Origin of the sequence: Nocardia sp. NRRL WC-3656 (assembly GCF_000720265.1) — a bacterium.
GTDB lineage: Bacteria > Actinomycetota > Actinomycetes > Mycobacteriales > Mycobacteriaceae > Nocardia > Nocardia nova.
In genome coordinates, this window is record NZ_JOJF01000069.1 from 1 (window position 1) to 3,800 (window position 3,800).

The following is a 3,800-nucleotide window of genomic DNA, read 5'->3' on the forward strand; positions in this document are numbered from 1 at the left end:
GAACGCGGCGGCACCGACGCCCACGATCACCAGGACCGCGAACACCCGCGCCGCACGCATTCCCCGCTCAGCCGTGAACATCACGCCACGGCCTTCTCAGCCGCCGCACGAGCCAAACGAGGCCAGCTGATCGCCGACTCCGCCTCGCCATCGAACAGCGTCATCGAGGCGTACCGGCCTACGCCATCACAGTCCGCGCGATCGAGCATCCGCACGAGAGCCTCCGACACCAGCCGATTGAACTCACGGTCGGCCATCACGCCACCGCCTTCTCATCCGCCAGCCGCTCCGCCGCATCGTGCAGCATCAGAATCTGCGACAGAGCCGCCGACACCGTGCGGGCATCCTCGATCGAGAACACCAACGCCGCAGCACCGGTGTCGAGGGTCAACTCGACCGAGACACCGGCGTTGACGTTGATACCTTCGATCCGACGGGCGGGACGGTATTCAACCGCCACGCCATCCCAGCCCGAACGGGTAATCGTCATGTGCGACATAGCCGGTCACGCCGCCTTCTCGTCGGCCGGACGCGAGGCCCCGACGTTGTTCGGGGGCCGCTTGGCGCCGGAGTTGTCGCCCTTGATGCCGGTCGCGCGGATGTTGAAACCGAGCGACTTGTACTCACCGGTGCCGGCGACCTTCGGCTTGATCTGCAAGCCCTCCAACTCGACCGGGGTGAAGCCGGGAGCGAGCTCGGGGGCTGCGGGGACGGGCTGAACGTCGGAGAGGAACACGATGTCGAAACCGGCCTGCCTGGCGTTGCCGCCGGAGGGGTCCATGAAGGTGCCCTTCCACATCCGCTTACCGGTGCCGTTGCCGTCGTTGTCCAGGTCGATCTTGTGGCGCTTCGGCGCGTTGCGGTCCTGGCTGAACTCCGTCACCGCGGAAATCTCGCCCAGCAAGTAGAGGCCCATCGGAAACGCCTCGTGGAACTCCGGGGTGAACCAAACATCCTTCAAAGCCATTGCGCTCACTCCTCTTGTGTCAGTTGACTTTTCGAATCGGAGAGGACTTCCCGCCCGCGCCGATGACTTCAGTGTATACGCAGTTGCGTATACGCACAAGGGTCTGTGTATACGCAGGGCTAACCGCCTGGTCGGTCCGGCGATTCGCGGCAATCCTTGCGTATACGCAGGGGCGTATAATGGGAATGGTTGTCATCAGAAGACCGCTCGAAGGGAGCGCACCAATGGCCGAGCCGCGTTACGTGTCGATCGCCGGGGAGATCGCCCGCCGGATTCGCACAGGAGCGCTACCCCCTCGTACCAAGCTGGGGAGCTACTCGGAACTTGCGGAGGAACACGAGGTATCCGAGATCGTCATCCGCAGGGCGGTGGAGCTTCTTCTGAGCCAAGGGCTCGTTCGGACGGTCGAGCGACGAGGCACCTACGTCGCTGACCGTCCGAATCTGGTTCGCGTGTCTCCAGAGCGCCAGATGGAGTCACCGGAAATGACTTACCGCCACGAATCCGATGCTGACGTGACCATCGAGAAGGAGGTGAGTCGAGTCCTTGCGACTGAGGAGGTCGCCGAAGCGCTCGGCGTACGGTCAGGTGACGAGGTGACCTACACGGTTACTCGGGCCACCGAGGGGAAGCGGCCCGTATCCATCTCCGACACCTTCCAGCCGCTCGATGTAGAGGACACTTCCGGTGCTTCATACCTGGAGGAGACGGTCGCCGACAGGATTCCGCCGGCAGCTCATGCCGACTTCCTGCGGACGCCGCCCGGCGACCTGGTGAAAAGCGTTCACCAGCGATTCATAACCAAGGACAACCGTGTAGTGATGGTTTCCGACGTGTCGTATCCGCGGGATCGCTACGACGCGTTCGTCTTCCGGATGCACATCAACGACGAGCCCGACTCGTATATGACGTAGCGTCGAGCAAATCAGAAGGGCCTGGCGGTGCGTTCCGCCAGGCCCTTCTTGGTGTTTACCGCCGTACCCACCCCTGCGCTACATCCGCGAGGTTCCACCACGAGACGTGATCGCCGGTGGACTCAGGTCTCCATCCCTGCTCAAGGCGCTCGAAGAAGGCATCATCTCCGGTCTTTCCGCCCTTCGGCTCACCGATAAACACCAGCCTGTCGCCGCCGGCCCGCTCGAAAGCCTCCGTCGCATCAGAGGCCATCGTGTTGCCCCAGCCCGGCGGCCAGCACAGGAACAGCACGGCACCTGCTTTAGAGCAGGCTTCGAAGTCATCCAGTCCCATGACTGGATGCCACGTGTCCCTCTGACCGGCGGCGCGAGGAAACGAGGGATTTTCCGACTGTCCAGGCGGCTCAACGTCAAACGCCGAGATGTTGACACCGATACGGTCAAGCTGCGCGGCCCAATAGCCTCGGCCTGCGCCGAGCTCCAGAACCGGTGCACCCTGCGCGAAGTCTTTGACCCATTGCAGGGTCTCGGGAGCCGGTACGGCGTAGGCGTAGGCGGCCTGAAGAACGGTCTGTGCATACCCCAGCCGAGCACTGCCCGCCTGGCGCCCACCATTCACGACCCGCCGACCTGATTGTTCGGTGACTGACGGTCCGACGATGTCCCAATAAGGGTTGCCGGTCGGCGAATGGCCGCCGGTCATGTAGTTGACCAACCGCAGGTCAAATGCTGCATCGGCGCTGTCATCACCCGTTCCCGGCAGGCGTGGAGCAGTGTCGAGGTAGTCAGCGACCAGCGGATATTCGGCTCTCAGCCGGGCCTCGTTATCCAGAAGCGAGGCCAGTTCGGTTCGGCGTTCATCTGTCAGTATGAGGCCAGCCATAGGGCCAATCTTCCAGTCCAGACGGCGCTTTCGCCGCAGGTTGGACAATTCCGGTGGTCAGGCGCGCAGCATGGGCGCAACGAGTTCGAGCACGACGAACCAGTTGCGGTCGGCCATAGACCTTTGCCAGCAAGTTGCGCATCCTTGCCTGTGTCCACCTCTCCGCGATCGCGCGGCGTTGACCACTGTCCATACCGGTACGACGACGGCACAGGTTGCACGGTTCCTTCGGCCTCTACAGCCGCACCCCGTGTCGGAGATGGCTTATCCTCCGCCGCCCAGATTGCTCGGTACTCGTTGCCGAATTCAGCCATACAGGATCAAGGGCGGCGCGCACGGCGCGCCGCCGCCGCACTTCGCCGCGCAGCCGCGCCGGTGCCGGCGTAGTTCGGTTCCGCACCAGCAGGTTTCGGCGCTCACCGATCCTTCCCCGTTGCTATGGACGATCTGCCGAAGGCATACCACCGGCGCAGGGCACTCCAAAGGGCGCTACGCGTCACTTCGTGATGGGCATTCGCCCACCCTTTTCCGCACCCCACACCGGTGGTCTGGACAAGCCCAGATCGACCACAGCAACGAGGAAGGACCTCCCGATGAGCACCACCACCACTTACGTCTGCGGAATCCGCGGTTGCGACGCCCCCGCCACCGAAATCCACCCGATGCCCCTATTCGGACGCACCACCTACCGCTGCCACCCGCACCACGCGCAGGACCTCGCCAACCAGGTTGCCGCCGACGCCTACGATCCCGCAGCCGCCTACGAGTGACCCGGAGGGGGCTTCGGCCCCCTTCCCACCGCTTCGGCCACCGGCAGCGTCGCCGGTGAGTGAGTCGCCAACGACGTCGACTCCAGCCGATCACCCCGGTGTTGGTCACATCGGGACACCGGTCACCCGGTGCGGACGACGTCCTTCCCGTCCGTACCGGGTCACCGCTGACGGCGCTCACTGAAATTCCCCACTGACGCTCACCGAAATTCCCCATTTGTCCCGTGTGGCTCCGCCGTGAAGGGCGGGCCTGCTCCGATGCTGGT

At 64.0% G+C, this 3,800-nt stretch carries 6 protein-coding genes; 2 read left to right on the top strand and 4 right to left on the bottom strand.

The window, feature by feature from the left end; translation table 11 throughout:
• Positions 1 to 80 precede the first annotated feature (80 nt).
• The 3 genes from IG65_RS0133710 to IG65_RS0133720 are packed head-to-tail and all read right to left on the bottom strand — an operon-like array spanning position 81 to position 967.
• Positions 81 to 257 (bottom strand): hypothetical protein, encoded by a 177-nt coding sequence (locus tag IG65_RS0133710; RefSeq protein WP_156055931.1) that lies wholly within the window; start codon positions 255 to 257, stop codon positions 81 to 83.
• On the bottom strand, positions 257 to 490 hold the full coding sequence (locus IG65_RS0133715; RefSeq protein ID WP_156055932.1) for a hypothetical protein: 234 nt from the start codon (positions 488 to 490) through the stop codon (positions 257 to 259). Before IG65_RS0133715 ends, IG65_RS0133710 begins: the two co-directional genes overlap by 1 nt.
• A gap of 15 nt (positions 491 to 505) precedes the next feature.
• The gene (locus tag IG65_RS0133720; protein WP_030518974.1) at positions 506 to 967 is read right to left on the bottom strand and encodes a hypothetical protein; all 462 of its coding nucleotides are present in this window, start codon (positions 965 to 967) and stop codon (positions 506 to 508) included.
• A 224-nt stretch (positions 968 to 1,191) separates the two neighbouring features.
• Here IG65_RS0133720 and IG65_RS0133725 point away from each other — a divergent pair, with 224 nt between their 5' ends.
• Entirely contained in the window at positions 1,192 to 1,881 is a 690-nt protein-coding gene (locus tag IG65_RS0133725) for a GntR family transcriptional regulator (protein ID WP_030518975.1), read from the top strand.
• Positions 1,882 to 1,936: 55 nt separating this feature from the next.
• Here the strand turns inward: IG65_RS0133725 and IG65_RS0133730 are convergent, their stop codons facing one another.
• Positions 1,937 to 2,764, bottom strand: coding sequence for a hypothetical protein (locus tag IG65_RS0133730; RefSeq protein WP_030518976.1), 828 nt, complete (start codon positions 2,762 to 2,764; stop codon positions 1,937 to 1,939).
• Positions 2,765 to 3,357: 593 nt separating this feature from the next.
• Here IG65_RS0133730 and IG65_RS38295 point away from each other — a divergent pair.
• Positions 3,358 to 3,534: a hypothetical protein gene (locus IG65_RS38295; RefSeq protein WP_156055933.1), complete on the top strand. Its 177-nt coding sequence runs from the start codon at positions 3,358 to 3,360 to the stop codon at positions 3,532 to 3,534.
• The last annotated feature ends 266 nt before the right edge of the window (positions 3,535 to 3,800 follow it).